This is a genomic window from Exiguobacterium aurantiacum (assembly GCF_024362205.1).
Classification (GTDB): Bacteria; Bacillota; Bacilli; order Exiguobacteriales; family Exiguobacteriaceae; genus Exiguobacterium; species Exiguobacterium aurantiacum_B.
The window spans coordinates 2,078,571-2,097,260 of record NZ_CP101462.1 but is presented as its reverse complement, the minus strand read 5'-3'; the positions used below and the strand labels follow the sequence as shown (position 1 = coordinate 2,097,260).

Genomic DNA, 18,690 nt, shown 5'->3' with positions numbered 1-18,690 from the left:
GTTGAGACGAACGAAAAAACGGCTCGGCGAGATGCTCGTCGAGGCGGGGATAATCACACATAACCAGTTAGACGAAGCACTTACTCAAAAGCGGACCGGGGAGAAACTCGGGGACGCACTCATGCGATTGAACTATTTGACCGAGACGCAATTGATTCAAGTGCTGCACGAGCAGTTGAACGTGCCGATCATTTCAATATATGCGCAAGACATCAATGTGACCGTGACGAAGCTCGTCCCGAAAGTCATCGCCCAAAAACATGACATCATGCCGATTTCGTTGCAAGGTAACACGTTGTTCATCGCGACGGCGGACCCGCTTGATTTGATCGCCATTGATGACGTACGTCTCCAGACGGGGATGAACATCGAGGTCGGCATCGCCACGCGTGAACAGATTCGTAAGACGATTAGCCGCTTTTACGAGATGGATGCGTCGCTCATCGAGATTTTAAAAGAAGAAGCACCTGAACTTGAACGGCAGGAGACGGCGTCGCGTGATGACGCTCCGGTCATCCGGCTCGTCAATCAGTTGTTCTTGAGCGCGATTGACCAACGCGCCTCGGATATCCACTTCGACCCGCACGAGAAGCAGTTGCACGTCCGCTTCCGGGTCGACGGTGATCTTCGGACCGAGACCGTCTATCCGAAGAAAATCCAAAGCGTCATGCTGACGCGCCTCAAGGTCATGAGTAACCTCGACATCACTGAGAGTCGCTTGCCACAGGACGGACGTATCAAATATACGCTTCGGGGCCGCCCGTACGACTTTCGCGTCTCGACGCTCCCGACGATGTATGGGGAGAAAATCGTCATCCGGGTGCTCGACTCCTCGGAAGGGTTGACGGATTTGACGAAACTCGATTTCGGCGATGAGAACGAGGCGGTCTATCGCGATATGTTGAAACGGCCGAACGGGATTATCCTCATCACCGGGCCGACAGGGTCAGGGAAATCGTCAACGCTCTATGCGTCGTTGCGAGAACTGAACGAAGAATCGAAAAATATCATCACGGTCGAAGATCCGGTTGAGTACCAGCTCGATGGCATCAATCAAGTCCAAGTCAACACCAAAGTCGGTTTGACGTTCGCGTCCGGTCTTCGGTCGATTTTGCGACAAGACCCGAACATCGTCATGGTCGGGGAGATTCGGGACACCGAGACGGCCGAGATTGCCATCCGAGCGTCGTTGACGGGTCACTTGGTTCTATCGACACTACATACGAACTCGGCTATCAGCTCGATCACCCGCTTGATTGACATGGGGGTCGAACCGTTCCTCGTCGCTGCCTCGACGTCAGGGCTCGTCGCCCAGCGGCTCGTCCGCCGCGTCTGTCGCGACTGCGGCCATGAACAGCCGGTCTCGAAACGGGAGCAGGAACTGTTTAGTGCTGAAAGCGTCCCGGTCGAGCGGATCATGCGTGGCAACGGTTGTGCGTCGTGTAACTTCACGGGCTACCGTGGACGGCTTGCCATCCATGAGGTCGTGCCGATCGATGAAGGGTTGCGCCGTCTGATCATGAACCAGGCGACGGAGGCCGAGATGGTCGCCTATGCGAAAGCACAAGGTGTTCGTTTCCTCCTCGCCGATGGGCTTGACAAAGTCGCGCTCGGATTGACGAACACCGAGGAAATATTGAGAACAGTGATAACGGAGTGAGCTAATGATCCATCAGTCGATTGAAGTGATTTTAACGAAAGCGGTCGAACTACGCGCCTCGGACATCCACTTGACCGCCGGCTCACCGCCGATCATCCGGATCGACGGGAGCCTCATCACGATGGGTGACGAGAAAGTGTTGCCGTCTCATATCGAAAGCTATTTAAAAGACATCATGACGGATGAGATGCGGGGCCGCCTTGATATGCAGCGCGACCTCGATTTCTCGTTCGGCGTCCCGAGCGTGTCGCGGTTCCGCGTCAACGCCTATTATCAACGAGGTACGGTCGCCATCGCGTTCCGTTCCATTTCCGGGGAAATCCCGACGATGAACGAGCTCGATTTGCCGCAAGTGTTAAAGCGGTTGATTGAGAAGCCGTACGGCCTCATCCTCGTCACCGGCCCGACGGGTTCTGGGAAATCGACGACGCTCGCCGCGATGATCCACGAGATTAACCGGACACAGCGGAAACGAATCATCACGCTCGAAGATCCGATTGAATATCTCCATTCGCACGACCAGAGCATCGTCGATCAACGCGAGATCGGCTCGGACGTCATGAAGTTCGTCGACGGTCTTCGGGCCGCGCTCCGGCAAGACCCGGACGTCATCTTGCTTGGGGAGATGCGGGATCTCGAGACGATTTCGACGGCGATGACGGCTGCCGAGACGGGTCACCTCGTCATGGCAACACTTCATACATCAAGTGCGATGTCGACCGTCAGCCGTGTCATCGACGCCTTCCCGGCCGAGCAACAGGACCAGATTCGGACCCAGCTCGCCAACGTCCTGCTCGGTGTCGTCAGTCAGCGCTTATTCCCGCGCGTCGACGTGCCGAAAGGGCGTGTCGCCGCGATGGAAATTATGATCGGCAATCCTGCCGTCGCCAACTTGATTCGGAACGAGAAGGAGTTCCAACTCCCGACCGTCATCCAGACGAACCGGCAGAACGGGATGCAGACGATGGACATGGCAATTGAACAGCTCGTCCGTCAAGGTGTCATCAACCCGAATGTCACACCAAATGAAGAGAGGTGACTAGATGGCCATCTTCCAATACGAAGGCAAATTGCTGAACGGAAAGCGTAAAAAAGGACGAATCACCGCCGTCTCGCTCCGCGAAGCGAAAGAAAAGTTGCGCCAAGAATCGATTCTCGTCACCGAGCTCAACGAACTCGAGTCGACGGGGTTGAATAAAGAAGTCAACCTGCTCCCTGAGCGGGTCAAGATTGAACATTTGATTATGTACGTGCGCCAGTTCGCGACGCTCATCAGGGCCGGTGTGCCGATTGTCCGGGCGACGTCCATCTTACGCGTCCAGACCGAGTCGAAAGTGTTGAAGAAGACGCTCAGTCAAGTCGAGGACGATTTACGCGAAGGGATCGCTTTCTCGGAGGCGATCAAGAAACATCCGCGCGTATTCTCGAACTTCTTCAGCTCGATGGCACTCGCAGGTGAGGCGAGCGGGAATTTAGAGGAGGCGCTCGACCAAATCGGGCTCCAGCTCCAAAAACAGTATGACGTCAAACGGAAAGTCATCTCGGCGTTGACGTACCCGCTCGTCGTGTCGATCGTCGCCATTGGCGTCGTCGCGTTCCTCATGGTGAACGTCGTCCCGACGTTCGCAAGTATCTTCGGACAGCTCGGTGGGGAACTCCCGCTCATCACGCGCATCGTCGTCGCCGTGTCGGACTTCGTCGCCGCCTATTGGTGGCTCATCTTCGGTGGGGTATTCCTCGCACTGCTCATCTTCACCTGGATGCTCAAACGGGACAAGGAACGGTACGTGATTGACGGGTTGTTGTTAAAGCTGCCAATCTTCGGACCGATTGTCCTGAAGTCACAAATCGCATTGTTGACGCGAAGTTTGGCCGTCTTGCTTCAAGCGGCCGTTCCGATTTTGTCGGCGATTGAGATCACTGAGAAAATCGTCTCGAACCGGGTCATCCGCAAAGGGCTTGGTCAGGCGCGCAAGATGATGGCGCAAGGGATCCCGCTCCATGAACCGCTCGAACGAAACGACAGCTTCCCTCCGCTCATGACACAGATGATCGCGGTCGGCGAGGAGAGCGGAGATTTAGACTCGATGTTGAATGAGGTCGCAGAGTTTTATGAGACCGAGGTCGAGACGACGACAGACCGTCTGAAGTCGATCATCGAGCCGCTGTTGATCGTCGTCTTGGCGAGCATCGTCGGGGTCATCGTCATCGCGATTGTCGTGCCGATGTTCCAAATTTATGGTGATATCCAAAATCAGTAGAAATTTTTTATTTATTTGAAGATTTGTATCTTTTCAATCCTATTTTTTGAATGTATAGTAAAATTGTTCTACTTATACTTAGGTCTAAGGTAATGCATGCAGCACACCACACAGCAAAACACACAAAAGGGGAGAATCAGTCATGTTAGAGAAAATGAAAATGATTTGGCAAGACGCCAAACAATTGAAAGATGAACGCGGACTCACACTCGTCGAGTTGCTCGTCGTCGTCGTAATCTTGGGGATTATCGCAGCAATCGCCGTTGTCGCGATTGGTGGGATTATCGAGAATTCGAAGAAGGATGCGATGGTTGCCGATGCGAAGCAGATGGTGAGTGCGGCGAAGTTACATACGGCGTCGAATCCACAAGCTGGAACTTTAACTTTCTTATCTACTTCTACAGGTACAACACCTACAACAACACCTGGTACCGGAATGGATTATATTTCGAACTTAAAAGATCCTTTTGGCGAGGGTCAATACAAAACTGCAACTGTAACTATAACCGAGGATTCAGGTAAATTTGCATATGCTGTAACATTGGAAGGAGCCGTACCAACAGAATTTGCTTTTAACCTAACTCCTGAAAAAGACCTCAATAAAGATACATTAACTAAATAAACATTTACATTAATCCACCGGCTGGCGCTGGGCACTCGCTCAGCCTAGCCGGTTTTCTGTTTTTGGCATATACTTACAAGTAAGGAAGTGACCTTGATTGGTTGAACTCATTGGTCTTATTTATAGCCTCGTCCTCGGGGCCGTCATCACGTCATTCACGAACGTCGTCGGGCTCCGCGTGCCACGCAAACAGTCCATCGTCACGCCGCGCTCACACTGTCCGTCATGCGGACACGTCTTATCCGCTTGGGAACTGATTCCGGTCTTCGGTTACGTGTTCCTGCGCGGAAAATGCCGCGGCTGTGGCGGGCGGATCGCGCCGACGTATCCGCTCTTTGAATTGCTCGGAGCGGTCGGTTACGCCTATAGCTTCTGGCTGTACGGCTTCAGCCTCACGACGCTCCTTGCCTTCGTCTTCTTATCGACGCTCCTTGCCTTGGCGATGTCGGATTTGTCGACGATGCTCGTCCCGAACGTCATCTTATTGTTAACGGCACCGGTCCTCATGTTGCTCGCCTATGGCGCGGGTGTGGCCTGGTGGAGCCCGATTGCCGGAGCGGCGCTCGGATTTTCTGTCCTCGCCACCGTTTTTTTCGTCTCCAGGGGGGGACTTGGGGCCGGCGATGTCAAACTATTTACAGTAATCGGGCTCGTCCTCGGGCCGCGCGACGTCCTCGTCGCCTTATTTTTATCGAGCTTGATTGGAGCAATCGTCGGACTGACACTGATCGGTTTGAAACGGATGGATCGCAAACAGCCGATCCCATTCGTGCCATCGATTGCACTCGGCACGATGCTGACATTTTGGTTCAGCGAACGCTTCTTTGATTGGTATTTTGATTTGATGTAGGGGGAAACCAGCATGAGCCGGTCTATAGAGAAAGGAACGGTCGCGTATTTCTCGTTCGATGCGCTCAGCATCCACGGGGCCGTGATTAAACAAGGCGTGTTCAAACGCAGCGCGTCCGTCCAATTGGCAAAAGGCGCCTACGTAGGGGGACGAATTGAAGACGAGAATGCATTCGGTCTCGCCTTCGATGAACTGTGCCGCAAACTGAAAGTCCGAAAAGGGATGGTCTGTGCCGTCGATATGGCCGAGACTGAGGTGTTGTCCCGTAAAGTCGAGATCCCGTCGACAATCCCGAAAGATGAGATCCGGGGTTATCTGTTCATGGAAATCGGCAGCTCGATCATCTTGCCGTTCGACGACGTCGCCTTCGACTATGAAGTGCTCGGCGAGACGGAGACGAAGACCGAGGTCATGCTCCACGCCGTCTCGGTCGATTTGACGAAAGCGATTCGCGCCTACATGAAGAAACGCGGGTTCCAACTGAAGAAGATCGTGCCGCGTCCGGTCGCCATCGCCAACGGGGTGGCCCGACTCGAGACGCTCGACCCGCTCAAATCGACGCTTCTTTGGCACGTGACGCCGTTCGCGCACCAGTTGCTCGTCCTTGAAGAAGGCCAAGTCCGCTTCATCCGTGCCATCGAGACCGACCTCCCGTATCGTGCTGAGACGACGGACGGCCTTGTCACGTATACATATAGCGGCTCCGAGGAGACGTTCGCCAATCAGACGGACGAGTGGCTGAACGAACTCGCCCGTTTCCTTGATTTCTATCGCTACTCGCTTCGGACGGACGGCCGCCCGATTGACGAATTGCTTGTGTCGGGGACGGTCCCGAACCTTGATGACCTCGTCCAGGCAATCGAAAGTGAGGCGCTGGTGCCGGTCAAACGGATCGCCGACCCGCTTCCACTGTCACATGCGACGCCGTTGTCACATCAGATGCTGCCGCTCCTCGGCATGGCGACGCTCGATAAGGAGCATGATGCCAACTTCATCAATTCGACCGATGTGACGTTACGCTGGCCGATCATCGCGAGTCTGCTCGCCCTGTTAATCGGTGGTGGGGCGACCGGCTATTTGTTCTATGAAGTGAACGAGTTGGAACGGAACGAGGCCCAAATCGAAGAGCAGTTGCAGCTCGTCCGCATCTACCAGACCGAGCAAGTGAACTCGAAAGGTCAGCAAGTGTTGTCGCTCGACCAGACGGTGACCGCGCTCACGGCTGAGGAACGATGGGCCGTGCCGGCACTCCGGGCGTTGACCGAACAATTGCCGCCGACGGGTTATGTGTTGACGTATAACTACGCCGACGGATCGCTCATGAGCGTCCGTACCCAGTTCGAGACGCTCGCTGAATTGAACGCGTTCCAACGGTCGCTCTTGAACGACGTGCGCTTTGAGAACGTCAAACTGCTCGGCGTGACGACCGAGACGAAAGCGGAGACCGAGCAGGAAGAAACCGATACCGATGAGCCGCTCAGTCCGGACGTACTTGATTCGACGAACGAACCGCTCCCGCGCTACATCGGCGAGTTCACCTTCACATTCACCGATGTCGAACCGGAGACGCCGGAAGGGGAGACACCTGAAGGCGAGACCGAAGAGACGACCGATGAGGAGGAGGTGAGCGAATGAAGCGCTCGACGATTTATTTGATCTTTACAATCTGTTTGTTCGCGGCCATCGCCGTGCCGTCTTATTTCGGCTACCAGTACTTCATCCATCAAGGCAACGTCAAGGCGCTGGAGCGGGAACTGTCGCTCGAGCAGACGAAACTCGAACTGTTGCGTCAAGAAGGGGAAGTCGTCGACGTCGCCGACTCGCAGCGGCTCCAGACACGCGTCCCGACTGAAGCAGCACTCGACACGGTCGTCGAGACGCTGTCGCAAGCGAGCCAATTGTCGGACGTCCGCGTGACGAGCATCGCTTTCGCTGACGGCATCATCGCCGAATCGGAAGTGCCGGAAGACGTCGATGAGCCAGAACCGAACGACGCGAGCGCGACGGCAGAACCGGCAGAACCGGTCGCAATCACGCCGGTCAACGCCTCGTCGGTCCGCTCGACGGTGTCGCTCCAAGCGGACACGTACGAGTCGCTCGTCTTGTTCCTTGAGTCGGTCGAGTCGATGAACCGGATCCATATCTTGCGCACGGTCCAGTTCACCGGACCGACCGAGACGGGCCCGAACACGACCGAGACGGCCGAACCGCTCGACTTCACGGTCGAACTCGATGCGTTCTATCGCCCGGACCTCGATCAACTCGTTGAGGACCGCTACGTGCCGGCGCAGACGTTCACCCCGAAAGACATCCCGGTGTACGACTATACAACGCCATGATTCGAACGTCCCTTCAAAAGAAGGGGCGTTTTTTTGAGGCGTCGCGCATTGTGTTCGCGTGCCGGTTTGCCTACAATCGACAGTGAAGTGTGATACGGGAAAGAAGGCCGTTACGCACATATGGAAGGAGTCGTTACAATGAAACCAACACAGAAACGTGTCATCCTCGCCTCGATGTCGCCGCGTCGGACCGAGCTGTTGACCCAGGCCGGTATTTTGCATGAAGTCATTCCGTCAAACGTCATCGAAGGAACGAACGGACGGGAACATCCGGACGAATATGTCGGACGCCTCGCCCGCGAGAAAGCGATGGACGTCGCTCGAAACAACCGTGACGCCGTCGTCGTCGGCTCAGATACGGTCGTCGTCTTAGACGGTGCGATTTTAGAGAAGCCGAAAGACCGGGACGACGCACGAGACATGCTGCAACGGCTTTCGGGAGCGATGCATGAAGTACTCACCGGCGTCAGCATCATCGGGCCCGAGCGGCAAGACTTATTCGTCACGACGACGCACGTCACCTTCATCGATATCCCGGACGCATGGCTAGATGGCTATCTCGATTCGACGGAGCCGTACGATAAAGCTGGCGCCTATGGCATCCAAGGGTCGGGCGGTCTGTTCGTCGAACGGCTCGAAGGGGACTTTTATAACGTCGTCGGTCTGCCAATTCGTCCGCTCGTCGAGACGCTCGAGCGACACGGGGTAGCGCCGCGCTTTCTGTGAATGAAGCGAAAGTTGGTGAAGGAATGACCATGGTGCTCGACCGAAGTGTTGAATCCGCGATCGCCCGGCTACTCCAAATCGGGGGCAGGGGTGGCGACCCGTACGAAACGGCCCGACGGCTGTCCGATGTGTATCCTTCGCTTCGGGCGCTGTCGCAGGCGTCCGTGAGCGACCTCTGTCAAATCGAGGGCATGACGAAAAAGAAAGCCGAGCAGTTGCTCGCAGCGTTTGCGATCGGTCTCCGTTACGTCGAGGAACCGAAAGTGGAGACGCCGACGATCCGTTCGCCGCAGGACGCCTATGAACTGCTCCGTGATGAACTCCGGTTGTTGAATCAAGAACATTTCATCTGTCTGTATTTGAACACGAAGAATCAGCTCATCGCCCGGAAGACGCTGTTCGTCGGTGGGCTCAATTCGTCGATCGTCCATCCGCGCGACGTGTTCCGGGAAGCGCTCAAACTGTCGGCGGCGTGCTTCATCGCCGTGCATAACCATCCAAGTGGGGACGCATTAAACATAGTATCCTAAACTAGAGTACTCTAAGTACTCGAAGTTTAGGATTTTTTAATTACAGTGCTTTAACTATTAAATATATAAGGGTATTATTAATAGTAGTTAAAGTATTTAAAGGTGGTGGAAACATGAAGGTTCAGAAAGTAATTGTGGAGGAAAAATCATATCCGTTATACATACTCCTAGATAAAGAATTTGAAGTCATAGAACCGGTTAAGCGATTTATAAAGTACTTGGATAATACAGGCAAAGCTCCAAATACCATTAAAACATATTGTTATCATCTCAAGTTGTTTTATGAATTTATGAGCCAAAGTGGAATCGAATTAGGAGATTTACAATTTGAGGATTTGGCAAACTTTGTAGGATGGTTAAGAAATCCAGCAGGGCATTTAAAGGTAATAGATATACAACCAAAGAAGGCTAAAAGAGAGGAAACATCAGTTAATTCCATACTTAACGCCGTAACTAGTTTTTTAGAGTATTTAAATCGCACAGAAAATTTTAAAGCTATAGATATGTCTAAAGAAGCAAGAGGAAGAAACTTTAAGGGGTTTCTTCACCATATTACTAAAGGTAGATCCTATAAAAAAAATATTTTAAAGCTTAGGGTCAAAAAGAAACTTGTACAAGTATTAGAACATGGACAAGTTAAAGCAATAATTGAGGCATGTCATACCAAAAGAGATAAGTTACTTATTATGCTTATGTATGAAGGGGGACTTCGGATAGGAGAAGCATTATCCCTTCGTATTGAAGATATTTCAACATGGGATAACCAGATTAACATCAGGCCAAGAGATCACAATGAAAATGGAGCTTATATTAAACTTAAAAAAGAAAGAACTATTGATGTAAGTAAGGAATTAATGGCATTATATACCGATTACTTAGTACATGAATATGGTGTGTAGTGCAAAATAGGAGTGCAGAAGTGTGCAACGGAAACGTACACAACTCTGCACTCCTATTTTAGAAAAGAAAAAGGACTTGCCAGCAACCATAATCTCGCCCTAACGTTTAAGTTGCGACACAAGAACGTTAGGAGATGAAAGGAATGCTAGCAATGTCCGATATCAATTGTATCAAATTTCTCAGAAACCACAAATCACATTCAATCAACCGAATCGCTAAAAATCTAGACCTCAATTGGAGGACGGTAAAGAAATATGCAGATTCAGCTCAATTGCCGAGTGAAACCATTCGCCCCAAGAGGGGCATGATGTACGGAACGAAATGGGGCGAGATGGTCGAGGATTGGTTGACCGAAGATCAGATGCTTCAGAAAAAGTTAAGACGAACGAATAAAAAGATTTATGAAACGCTGGTGGCGAACGGATTCGAGGGTTCTTACCGAACGGTCTGCAATTTCATCAAGAGCTGGCATATGACGAGCGAGGAGGAAAACGACACAAGGCACGAACGATTGCAGCACCCTCCGGGTGAGGCGCAGGTGGATTTCGGAACGATGGAAGTCGTCAAAGATAGTCATGCGGTCGATGTAAAGTGCCTCGTCATGAGTTTGCCCTTCAGCAACCGCACGGCAGCCGTCGCCCTCCCCGCAGAAAACCAAGAGTGCTTCCTGACGGGGCTCAAAATGCTTTTTGAAGAAATCGGCGGTGTGCCGCAACAGCTCAGAATCGATAATCTCCCCGCCGCAGTCATCCAACCGCGAACGACGAAAGAAGAGGCAATCTATACAGATGCTTTCCTGCAGTTCATGGCTCATTATGGCTTCCAAGTCCAAAGCTGCAATCCTTATAGCGGAAACGAGAAAGGAAGTGTCGAGAACAAGGTAGGATACGTTCGATACAATTTCCTTGTCCCGGCTCCTGTCATGCATGATTACGATTCGATGAACCGACAGCTCTCAGTTTCCCTACGGGACGATATGGAGAGAGTACACTACGAAAAGCATGTGCTGATCCGTGAGTTGTTCGAAGAAGAGCAGAGACATCTATTGCGATTGCCGCAAGAAGACTTCCCCGTCTTCAAAGAAGAACTGTTCAAGGTGAACAAGTACGGCGAAATAACGATCGATAAGACGAAAGTCTTGGTCCCTTCAGGGTCTCGTCATGGGCAAGTACGCGCCATCTTAAGGTGGGATTCGATGAAGATTCTCTCACTTCACGGAGAAATCCTCTACGAAGAAAAACGGCCCTACATGATGACAAAACGTGCGCTCCCGTGGGAAAACATCATCAGCACTTGGCACAAGAAGCCGAGAAGCTTCGGTCACTCCCGTTATTCCGAATATCTGCCGGGTAGAATCAAAGAGTACCTGGGCGTGCCGAACTTACTCGTTCGGCAGGAAAGACTGGCCTGGATCCGAGCCAAGCTCGCACTGTATCCGATCCTCGAGATCAATGAACGCCTATACGAGCTACTGAGCGAGGACGACGATCCAGCCGTGGTTGAGGACCATCCTTATGATGTGGACTGGAGCAAGTATGATAGCCTGAATCGGCCGTGGGGAGAAGGTGGCACCGCATGAGCTTGAAAGAAATGTGCAAGTCGCTCCGCCTTGCCTACGTCGCCGAAATCTATGAATCGATTCCAACGGAATCTCCTGAAAAATTTCTTATGGAACTTTTCTCTATGGAAATGCGTCTCCGCGAAGAAGCGAAGGCGCAACGATTTATCAAAAAGGCGAAATTTATCAATAACAAGTCACTCGACGACTATCACTGGGGCAATCACATCTACTTCCCGAAGCATTTGGATAAGGACGAACTGACCTCACTGAATTTCGTCGAGCATTCACAGAACGTCGTTCTGACAGGGTCCCCGGGAACAGGAAAGACCCATTTGGCCATCGGACTCGGGAGAGAGGCTTGTCACAAAGGGTATGAGGTGAGGTTCTTCCGGGTCTCCGAGCTCGTAGAGCAACTCAACAAGTCCTGGCGCGATGGGAAGCTGAGCAGCTTCCATTCACGTCTCGAATCGGCAGACCTTATCATTTTGGACGAGATGGGATACATCCCTCTCACAAAAGAATCTGCGGAACTCCTGTTCCATCTGATCACCGACTGGTATGAGCGAAAGAGCCTGATCATCACATCCAACCTTGAGTTCAGCCAGTGGAATCGTATCTTTGGCGACGCGCGCCTAACGGCGGCACTCGTCGATCGTGTCATCCATCACGCACATATACTTAACTTCACAGGTGACAGTTATCGTGTCACGCATGCGTTGTCGAAACATTAAAACTTAGTTGGCAAAGTTCTGTACTTTTCGTTGCATTATTGTGCACATTTGTATTGCAAAATACATATGGGGAAGATTTAGATCATGATTATATATTTATTAATCTTAAAGATTCTTATTTTGGCCACCCTCTAAAATATCAAAGTGTATTAGACCTAATAAGAAGACTAGGAAAACGGACAGGGATTACTTTCAATGCTCATATATTACGTCATACGCATGCCACAGAGCTTATTAGAAGTGGATGGGATGCTGCATATGTACAAAAAAGATTAGGGCATGCCCATGTACAAACAACACTTGATACTTATGTTCATCTTTCTGATCAAGATATGAAGAATGAATATAAAAAGTATCTTCAAGGGAGAGAAACATGACAATGAAATTTCCAAGTGTAGCGACTAATCGAAAGCTTATCGCTAGTACAGAGATTAATAAAAAAATAGCTAATATGACAAGTGTTTTAAAAGGTTATTGGGCAGCAGATAGATGGGATATAAGAATTTGTCCACATCCTAGTGCAATTGAGTTAAGTAAGAATCCGTCACTAAGAAATCGTTGGGTAAATTTCGATAAGGTGGAAAATATCTGGTTGAAAACAGAATTAAAATATTTTTATTACCTTCACTTGAATAATGGAGCTTGGAATGCAAAATCCGTTTGGATTAGAAAGGGAACAGTGATAAGCCGGATGATGGGATTTTTAAATTTAAAATATCCTAATATTACATCGATAACCGAAGTGCCTATAAAAAAAGCTCTGACAGAATACCGGACCTACTTAACAGAACAAAAAGTAAAAACTACGACTACTAATTACAAACTTGATGTAAATCAGCAGAAAGTTACTGTACATGCTAATTCCTATTACGTTACTCATCTTAAACAGTTTATGGAATTCTATGAGGACTTCTATTTTGATGGGGAAGAATGGGAAAAAGATGTTTGGAATCGAAGAAAATTATCATTACCGGAAGATAAGGTAAACCCAACATCCTACGAATATACGATCAACTTTAAGGGTTTTGAGAATAATTATTTTAAAGAAATAGTTAAGCGATATTGTAAACTAATGTTAAACATAGCTAGCTTTTCTCACGTAGTAGATATAGCTTCAAAATTAAAAGAGTTTTTTAATTTCATGAACAAAAATTGTGAAGGTATACAAAGGATTCATCAATTAACTAGAAATGAAATTGAGCAATATTTAAATTATATTAATTTAAAAGGTTTAAAACCCAGTACTGTAACTGGACGAATATCTACTTTAGACGTTTTTTTTACTACAATTCAAAGGTATGACTGGAAGGATACACCTTCTAAGATCCTTATCTTTCAAGAAGATTACCCTAAAGTGCCGAAGGCACTACCACGTTATATTGATGAACATATACTTGAACAACTAAATGGGAAATTAGATAAATTGGAACCTTATATTGCTACAATGGTTATGGTACTTCAAGAATGCGGAATGCGTATCAGTGAACTTTGTACATTGAAAAAAGGGAGCGTCATAACCGATAAAGAAGGGGATTGCTTTTTAAAGTATTATCAGTGGAAAATGAAGAAAGAGCATATCATTCCTATTTCTAAAGAAATTGCTGCATTGATATTAGTTCAAGAGCAAAGGGTGGCTGATGAACTCGATGATGAATGTATATATGTGTTTCCCCGAAAAGATTGCTCACCATTGAAACAAGATACCTTTAGGGTTAAATTAAATGAACTAGCTTATGAAGAAAAGATAACGGACAGCAACGGAGAAATTTTTCGTTTTCATGCTCATGCCTTTCGGCATACAGTTGGCACAAGAATGATAAATAACGGAGTGCCACAACATATTGTCCAGAAGTTCTTGGGTCACGAATCACCGGAAATGACGGCAAGATATGCACATATTTTTGATGAAACCCTAAAGAAGGAATTTACGAAATTTAAGGAAACCTTTGTAACGAATAACGGTAGCATTCTGGATTTAAGTGAGGAAAATACTGAAGCTGACAATACAGATCTTCAATGGTTTAAAAAGAATATCAATGCACAGGCACTTCCTAATGGCTATTGTCGGTTACCAGTAATTGCAGGACCATGTCCTCATGCAAATGCATGTTTAGATTGTACGAATTTCTGTACAAGTAAACAATTTCTTAATGAACATGAAGAGCACTTAGACCGAACTAAAGAAATACTAAATAGGGCTAAACAAAACCAATGGCAGCGTCAGGTTGAAACCAATGAACGTGTTAAAAATAGATTAGAACAGATTATTCATTCGTTAAAGGAGACGAATTAAAATGATTAGAAAAGGTAACACAACTGCCATAGTTCAGCTAGCTAAAGACAAGTCGGAGAAAACAAGAATTAGGGTTGAAAAGACAATTTCAGAGATGGCATTGAAAGAAGAGAAGATTAATTTTAATTCCGTTGCACAAAAAGCAAATGTTTCAAAGTCATGGCTTTACAAACAAAAAGATATTAGAACTAGAGTGGAGACATTAAGAGGGATGCAGATAAGTGAGTTAACCCCCCGTAAACCTAGTAAAAGCCCTCGTTCAGAGGACGTATTAATAAAAACCTTAAAAAGCCGTATAAAGGCGTTAGAAGAAGAGAATGAACGGTTAAAGGATCAAGTTCAAAAATTACATGGCAAGCTGTTTTAGCAGATTTGTGTTTCTTGGAATTTATTGGGTACTTTGAATTGGCTACCTAAAATGAAATCGCTAAAACCTTCAATAACTTCAATAGCCCATTTCCCTAAATGTGTTAAGGGGAAATGGGCTTTCTTCTAGTATTGTTGGCATGATCGCAGAAGTGTTTTATGCTCTTAAATAATACTTTTTAATATATTGCAAATACTCATTAGCACTTTTCTGTATCTCTTCGCCCTTCATATCCGAATTAGCACCGTAAAGTACAAACTCTGGTACATATTCAGCGTGAATGTATGCACATAAAGATTTGAATGGTGTTAACATCTGGGTTAATGTATGCTTGTTTTTACCCATACTTGTAAATTTACCTTTTTTTACGCCAGCTGATATAGCTAATCCTAATTTTCGATTATAAAATATTCTTTTACCCTTTGATCCGTAAGCCCATCCATATATAATCACTTCATCGATCCATTTTTTTAATAATGAAGGAGAGCTATACCAATATAATGGAAATTGAAAAATAATATTATCATGATTTTCAACTAATTCCTGTTCTCTTTTTACATTTATAATAAAATCAGGATACTCTTTATAAAGATCATGAATGGTAATTTCTTTTGGATAGGACGCTGCTTTTTCTACCCAAACTTTATTGATTCGAGAATTTGGCATATCTGGGTGAGAAACGATCACCAATGTTTTCATTGTTTCATCCTTAGCATACTCAACTTTCGCACCAATAAAAAAGTGTACGAAAGTTGAGTTACTTAAAAGTATTCTATTCTAAGAAAGTCAAATTTGCGTGATTCCTAAGCTATTTATTTACAGCTTAAACTATAGAAGATGAACTAAACAATAACTAATCTTTACATAACTAAGTTATTACCCACGCTTTTTTAAACCTAATCCAGCTATTAAGGCAATGAGTATTGCCCCTGTAGCTGCAAGGAACGCATCTGAGTAGGACATAGCTTCCAATATATATAATGGATTTATCGGCTCAGTAGCATCACGTCGAGCGGATAATAATGCTCCAATCATACCTGCTCCAGTTCCTGCTCCAAGGTACAAAGCACCTTGGAAAATCCCCATTCCGACACCAACCTTGTCTGCTTCGAGTGCACTTACTGCGGCGTTATTTGCGGGAGAATTCGTGAATGCAAAAGCAATCCCTACTCCGAGGACCCCCACGGAAACTAACAAAGGTGAAGCACCAGATGCATAGGTGGACAAGAATAAGGTAGACAGCCCCATCAGAGTCATCCCTGTAATTATCAGACGTTTATCCCCAAATCGATCAGAAAGACGGCCAACGAAGGGAGATAAGATTGCAACAGCCACACCACCTGGCAACAATATCATTCCCGCCTGTCCAGAAGAGAGTCCATTCACCTCAACGACTAGCAATGGGACGAACACAAGAACAGCGAAATAAGCAAACATCGAAAAAAATGCAATTATGACCGTATTGACATAATCCTTGTTATTGAACAGGACAGGTGGTACAAATGGATTTTCTGCGGTAACAATTCTCCAAATAAACCCTACCAAAGCTACAACAGAACCAATTAGGCTAGTTAACGATGAGAACGAAGAAAAACCAGAAGTTTCCCCTTGAGTGATACCAAAAAGGAGTAATCCTACTGTGAGGCCGAGCAATAAACCACCAATGAAATCAAAGTTCTTATTGCTTCCTACGGATTCTGCCGGTTTAATTGTCGGTAACGCGTAGTAGGCACCAATAACAAGCATAATGGCTAACAAAAATGTGAACCAAAACAAGGCATTCCACCCTAAATATTGACCAACCACTCCACCAAATATTGGACCAGCAGCAGTTCCAACACCAATACTTCCTGCGATAATTCCCAAAGCTCCCCCACGTTTTCCTTGTGGGAAAACCTTCGAAATTGCAATGACTGATAGAACTGGAATTGCGGACATCCCAGCACCCTGAACCATTCTTCCCAAAACCAACAATGGAAGGTTCGTGGCAATTGCACATAAAAGACTACCACTTGCCAGAATCATAATGGCAAAGATATATAGCTTTCGTAACTCAAAAAAGTCTGAGATTCGACCATAAATCGGAACTCCAATCGCAAGAACAAGTGCAAGACCACTAACTATCCAAATCACTTGAGATTTCGAAGCTTCTAAATCTTTGCTTATTAGTGGAAGTACGGGATTGACAAAATCAGCCGTAATTGCACCTACAAGTACAGATAGGGAGAGTACCATCATTAAGAGCCTAGTAGAACCCCTTTTTTCAGATTGAATCATTTCTTTAGATTTACTATCCTTTTTCATTTTATTTCCTCCTAAAATATATTGTGATTTTAGGAGGCTAAATCCACTGCTTTCACCATAAACCTCACCTCATAATCATTTATATTGTAAAACCCAATCAACTAACTCACCATATTTCTACAGCATGATTAAAGATTCGGTTCTCCAAACTAACTGAACTGATCAAACAAAAAAAGGCACCAGTTTAACAACCGGTGCCTAATCATTCGTATGCATTTTTACAAATGCAATAGATTCATAAATTTTTGCCCATTATATAAAAGGAGGCAAAAATTTTTCCGGTAGTGATTTCCATTTTTTGTTTTTGTAAAAAAGGACATACTGATCCCGTTGTACCTAAATCCCCTGAAACTTTTACATGCTTTCTAAACTCGACATTAATGAAATCAATTCCCATAAATTTTTGCCTCCTTTCTCATATTGTGATAATAACACAATAATAATTGATGAAAAAGAAATAATCAACCCTACTTTTTTGAAAACCAATTTAAAGCTTTACTACTTTTACTTACATAATAAAGGCAGGTGCAGTATAAACTTTTTTAAATATGTCTACTTTAACGAGCAGGTAGCGTCAGTTAAAGATGATAATTTAAGATCGAAATCATATTATAGATATTCCGAAATTGGGCGTGATTGTTGCAGGTCAAAAGCCTAATTCCTCGATAAAATAAAAAGGAGTTACTTTTTTTATTTGTGGTACATTCTTATGACCGTAATCAATTGTCATCTCATAATTACATTGTATTTTTTCTTTTGATTTAATGCGTTAAATATATGTCCTTAAAGTAAAAACATTGATGTTAATGGATTTTTAGTAATTTACTCTTGATAAGACGCAACCCCGAGCCGGGAAGATATCGAGGTGTCAGAACGGCTCGTCGAGGCGGGCCATATCGTCGGTATCGCGTGTCTCGATCACGTGATTATCGGGGAAGACCACTACGTCAGTATGAAGCAGCGGGGCTATAGGAACGGTTGAGACTGGGATTTATTTTCCAAATGACATATCCATTTGCTATACTGATAGACGAGGTGTTCATATGGAAAAACTGATTTGGTTATTAATGCTTGTTGTCGCGATTGTCGCGAGTTTCGTCCCGCTCGAACCACTTGTATTATCACTCGTCGTGTTTGCGTTGTTCGTCTTCATTAGTGTGGCACTGTTTCAACGGTTCCAACGAGAAAGCCATTGGCTCGACCACGTCTCGCCGCTCGTCGGTGTCGGCATCGGGGTTGTCGCATGGATTGTGTATGTCGCTCTATTTGTCGCCTGGTTCAATTCCTCGCTCGATTTACAGGCGTGGCAGGTCATCCCACAACTCATTTTCATGTATATCGGGGTTTATCTGTTCGTTGTGACGACGTCGAGCTTTTTGGCAGGGGCGACCCGACAACAACCGTCGCGGTTCTTTCGACCGGTATTGATCTTTACTGTATTTTTTTACGGGGCGATGCTCTTGCTCCCGCTCCAACCAGGCCTCTAAATATTATGCGAACGAAGCAGGCGCATCCAGACCTGCTTTTTTGTGTTGGAAGGAGTCAT

General features: G+C 46.9%; 17 protein-coding genes and 3 pseudogenes. 17 read left to right on the top strand and 3 right to left on the bottom strand.

From position 1 onward, the window contains the following. Position 1: 1 nt before the first annotated feature. The 15 genes and pseudogenes from NMQ00_RS10885 (at position 2) to NMQ00_RS10815 (ending at position 14,840) form a co-directional block, all read left to right on the top strand. Positions 2–1,660 carry a GspE/PulE family protein gene (locus tag NMQ00_RS10885; RefSeq protein ID WP_255176704.1) on the top strand — a complete coding sequence of 553 codons (1,659 nt, stop codon included), beginning with the start codon at positions 2–4 and terminating at the stop codon, positions 1,658–1,660. A 4-nt stretch (positions 1,661–1,664) separates the two neighbouring features. Further along, positions 1,665–2,699: a type IV pilus twitching motility protein PilT gene (locus NMQ00_RS10880; RefSeq protein WP_255176703.1), complete on the top strand. Its 1,035-nt coding sequence runs from the start codon at positions 1,665–1,667 to the stop codon at positions 2,697–2,699. A 4-nt stretch (positions 2,700–2,703) separates the two neighbouring features. After that, on the top strand, positions 2,704–3,921 hold the full coding sequence (locus NMQ00_RS10875) for a type II secretion system F family protein (RefSeq protein WP_255176702.1): 1,218 nt from the start codon (positions 2,704–2,706) through the stop codon (positions 3,919–3,921). 142 nt (positions 3,922–4,063) lie between these two features. Then, positions 4,064–4,543, top strand: a complete 480-nt coding sequence (locus NMQ00_RS10870; protein ID WP_255176701.1) for a prepilin-type N-terminal cleavage/methylation domain-containing protein — start codon at positions 4,064–4,066, stop codon at positions 4,541–4,543. Positions 4,544–4,640: 97 nt separating this feature from the next. Continuing rightward, positions 4,641–5,393, top strand: a complete 753-nt coding sequence (locus tag NMQ00_RS10865; RefSeq protein WP_255176700.1) for a prepilin peptidase — start codon at positions 4,641–4,643, stop codon at positions 5,391–5,393. Positions 5,394–5,405: 12 nt separating this feature from the next. Next, positions 5,406–7,028: a pilus assembly protein PilM gene (gene pilM / locus NMQ00_RS10860; RefSeq protein ID WP_255176699.1), complete on the top strand. Its 1,623-nt coding sequence runs from the start codon at positions 5,406–5,408 to the stop codon at positions 7,026–7,028. Next, entirely contained in the window at positions 7,025–7,732 is a 708-nt protein-coding gene (locus NMQ00_RS10855; RefSeq protein ID WP_131433521.1) for a hypothetical protein, read from the top strand. Before pilM ends, NMQ00_RS10855 begins: the two co-directional genes overlap by 4 nt. A gap of 138 nt (positions 7,733–7,870) precedes the next feature. Beyond that, positions 7,871–8,458: a Maf family protein gene (locus tag NMQ00_RS10850; RefSeq protein ID WP_255176698.1), complete on the top strand. Its 588-nt coding sequence runs from the start codon at positions 7,871–7,873 to the stop codon at positions 8,456–8,458. Positions 8,459–8,481: 23 nt separating this feature from the next. Beyond that, positions 8,482–8,988, top strand: coding sequence for a JAB domain-containing protein (locus NMQ00_RS10845; RefSeq protein ID WP_255176697.1), 507 nt, complete (start codon positions 8,482–8,484; stop codon positions 8,986–8,988). A gap of 113 nt (positions 8,989–9,101) precedes the next feature. Then, a pseudogene (locus NMQ00_RS10840) lies at positions 9,102–9,878 on the top strand (tyrosine-type recombinase/integrase); the annotation flags it as partial. A gap of 143 nt (positions 9,879–10,021) precedes the next feature. Continuing rightward, a complete protein-coding gene (gene istA, locus NMQ00_RS10835; RefSeq protein WP_369696444.1) occupies positions 10,022–11,467 on the top strand; it encodes an IS21 family transposase in 1,446 nt (481 codons plus the stop codon). After that, positions 11,464–12,180 (top strand): IS21-like element helper ATPase IstB, encoded by a 717-nt coding sequence (gene istB / locus NMQ00_RS10830; protein WP_251306973.1) that lies wholly within the window; start codon positions 11,464–11,466, stop codon positions 12,178–12,180. The genes istA and istB overlap by 4 nt, the downstream gene beginning before the upstream one ends. A gap of 59 nt (positions 12,181–12,239) precedes the next feature. Next, a pseudogene (locus tag NMQ00_RS10825) lies at positions 12,240–12,557 on the top strand (tyrosine-type recombinase/integrase); the annotation flags it as partial. Between the two features lie 2 nt (positions 12,558–12,559). After that, positions 12,560–14,473: a tyrosine-type recombinase/integrase gene (locus NMQ00_RS10820; protein ID WP_031590465.1), complete on the top strand. Its 1,914-nt coding sequence runs from the start codon at positions 12,560–12,562 to the stop codon at positions 14,471–14,473. 1 nt (position 14,474) lies between these two features. Continuing rightward, a complete protein-coding gene (locus NMQ00_RS10815; protein ID WP_000619629.1) occupies positions 14,475–14,840 on the top strand; it encodes a DUF6262 family protein in 366 nt (121 codons plus the stop codon). 156 nt (positions 14,841–14,996) lie between these two features. Here NMQ00_RS10815 and NMQ00_RS10810 read toward each other — a convergent pair whose 3' ends face one another. From NMQ00_RS10810 to NMQ00_RS10800, 3 genes are all read right to left on the bottom strand, one after another. Further along, positions 14,997–15,539 carry an NAD(P)H-dependent oxidoreductase gene (locus NMQ00_RS10810; protein ID WP_031590464.1) on the bottom strand — a complete coding sequence of 181 codons (543 nt, stop codon included), beginning with the start codon at positions 15,537–15,539 and terminating at the stop codon, positions 14,997–14,999. A 177-nt stretch (positions 15,540–15,716) separates the two neighbouring features. Beyond that, the gene (fexA, locus tag NMQ00_RS10805; RefSeq protein ID WP_255176695.1) at positions 15,717–17,144 is read right to left on the bottom strand and encodes a chloramphenicol/florfenicol efflux MFS transporter FexA; all 1,428 of its coding nucleotides are present in this window, start codon (positions 17,142–17,144) and stop codon (positions 15,717–15,719) included. Positions 17,145–17,379: 235 nt separating this feature from the next. Beyond that, positions 17,380–17,541 (bottom strand): hypothetical protein, encoded by a 162-nt coding sequence (locus tag NMQ00_RS10800; protein ID WP_159083127.1) that lies wholly within the window; start codon positions 17,539–17,541, stop codon positions 17,380–17,382. 438 nt (positions 17,542–17,979) lie between these two features. Between NMQ00_RS10800 and NMQ00_RS10795 the strand changes: the two are divergent. Together NMQ00_RS10795 and NMQ00_RS10790 are read left to right on the top strand one after the other, a co-directional pair. Further along, positions 17,980–18,126, top strand: a pseudogene (locus NMQ00_RS10795) (JAB domain-containing protein); the annotation flags it as partial. Between the two features lie 61 nt (positions 18,127–18,187). Beyond that, a complete protein-coding gene (locus NMQ00_RS10790; protein WP_255176694.1) occupies positions 18,188–18,631 on the top strand; it encodes a hypothetical protein in 444 nt (147 codons plus the stop codon). Positions 18,632–18,690: the final 59 nt, after the last annotated feature.